The sequence below is a fragment of the Paenibacillus sp. N119s genome (genome assembly GCF_059447605.1).
The window spans coordinates 1-2,563 of sequence record NZ_JCAJRU010000389.1 but is presented as its reverse complement, the minus strand read 5'-3'; the positions used below and the strand labels follow the sequence as shown (position 1 = coordinate 2,563).

Sequence of the window (2,563 nt, the reverse complement as noted above, 5' to 3'; positions counted from 1 at the left end):
GCGTCGATCCGTCCTTTGTATTCGAGCGTCCCGTCCTCATTCCAGCGCACCAAATCGCCTGTACGGTAGCAGCGCTCTCCACTGCGGAACGGACTGTCTATGAACTTTTCAGCCGTTAGCTCAGGACGGTTCAGATAACCACGCGCTACCCCGTCACCGCCGACAACCAGCTCCCCCCAAGCTCCGACCGGTTGCAGGTTAAATGACGAATCCACAACATATGCCGTTGAATTGCGGATAGGGCGTCCGATCGGCACAGAATCCGGCTGTTCTTCCTTAATGTGATACGTCGTCGAAAAGGTTGTATTTTCCGTTGGTCCATAGCCATTAATGATGTTCAGGTCCGGGTTATCACGCAGCACCCTGTTAATATGGGGTGCAGATAAAACATCACCACCAACCAGCAAATACTTCACATCGCCGAAAAGTTTACTATCCTGCTGTGAAAGCTGATTAAATAACGGTGTAGTCAGCCACATCATGGTGACGCGATGATCCCGTATCGTCTCTTTAAGTTTGGCCGCGTCCAAAAGATCGTCCTTATGAACAAGAACTAGCTGACCGCCGTTCAACAGCGCCCCCCAAATTTCAAACGTAGATACATCAAATACAAACGCGCAAGTCTGCAGCATTCGGGTCGATTCGTCAAATGGCACATAATCCGTATTGCGGACAAGGCGCACGACACTATGGTGCTCAACAACGACCCCCTTAGGCTTACCTGTTGAACCCGAGGTATAAATGACATAAGCAGCATGATCACCCGTTCCCTCTACACCCAGATTGGAAACATCTGCACTGTAGGACGTATCATCATTCAGATTGACAATCTGTCCGTCAAAATAGCAACGATCCAGTAAATCCTGCTGAGCTAGCAACAGCTTGGCTCCCGAGTCCTTCAGCATATAACGGATACGGTCCTCCGGATATTGGGGATCTACTGGCACATACGCGCCTCCAGCCTTTAAAATGGCGAGTGTTCCCGTAATCATATCCAGCGAGCGCTCTGTCAAAATGCCAACAGGTTCATCAGGTTTCACCCCTGCATCCCGTAACGTATGCGCTAATCGGTTGGCTGTCTCATTGAGCTCACGATAGGTTAATGATTGTTGACCCAAAGCTACGGCAATATGATCCGGTGTGCGCTCTGCCTGCTCCTCAAACAGCTCATGAATGCGTGTTTCGTATGGATACTCCACTGCTGTAGCATTGAATACATCGACGATTTGCGCCCGTTCTTCCTCACTAATCAGCGACAATTCTTGTATCCGCTTGTGTGGACCCTGCACCATATGTTCGGCCACACTCAAAAATTGTCGAATAATTCGAGCAATTTCCTGCTCGCTAAACAGTTCGGTCCGATAATCCAATTGCAATACAAGTTTATCGTCATCCAGCTTGTCTATCATAGCAATATCAAAGTCGTTCACCGTATCTCCGCAGAAATCGGTATCCACCTGCTGAACAGCTTCATCAAACCGGGAAAAACTCAGCGTACGGTACTGAATGGTGACGCCAAACAGGCGGTGAATATCCGTCCCGCCCTGCTGTTCACGCAAATCCTGAATAACTTTGTTGTACGGATAACGCTGATGACGCAAAATGGACGCCTGCTCCTTGCCAACACCCTGTAGGAAAGCGAACAGCTCGGATTCTGGCTCGACCCGCAGACGTGTAGCCACAGTGCTGACGAACATACCCATTGTAGTTTTTTCCTTCTTCAACGTACGGTTAGCATACAATGTACCTACGGTTAAATCCTGTTCTCCTGTAATTTTATGCAAATAAATATACAGAGCAGCCAAAAAAAATGTAAAAATACTAATGTTGTTCGCCTCGCAAAAAGCCTTAACACCATGATGTAATTCCTGCTCCAATATAAAGTTCTCCCGGCGTGCAGTCGTGCTCAGAGTATGCGGATTGTATGATTTTAAACCTGTAACCACCGGCAAATCAGCAAATTTCTCCGTCCAGTACGTCTTGTCCTTTTGATAGCGATCTGATTGCTCATAGCTCTGCTCCGTCTGAATAAAATCAAGATATGAATTCGCCGGAACTGGCGTATCTAATCCTGTACCATGCACAATATTCATATAATTTCCTGTAATTTCATTAATGGCCTGCTCCATGGTAGCGCCGTCAGAAATAATATGATGCATCTTGAAACTAAACCAGGTGTCTTCTGCCCCCAGCTGTAAGATAACAAACCGATACAGCTGCGAATCCAGCAAAGGGAACGGCTGGGCGTTATGATGGCTCACCCATAGCTCAGCTTCCTTCGGAGTAACCTGAAGGGTTTCTATGCTTTGGGCAGCGAACGGCTCTACATATTGATATGGAATCCCATCCTGAGCAGTGATTTTGATACGGAAAGCATCGTTTTGGGCAATCACCCGGTTCATTGCTTGCTGCAATGCATCTATACGAACAGTTCCCCTGATTTTTACAGTAGCAATAATTGTTGATGTGTTCCGATTAGGGTTCAGAAGCTCCGTGTACCAAATACGTTGCTGTGGCTGGCTTAATGCAAACAATTGAACATCGTGCTGAGTCATACGTATCT

Annotated in this window: 1 protein-coding gene; it reads right to left on the bottom strand. The window is 47.2% G+C overall.

Translation table 11 applies throughout. The annotated features are described in order from the left end of the window. The coding region (locus AC5V8P_RS24995; RefSeq protein ID WP_495473998.1) for a non-ribosomal peptide synthetase at window positions 1–2,555 on the bottom strand (2,555 nt) is incomplete at its 3' end. Window positions 2,556–2,563: the final 8 nt, after the last annotated feature.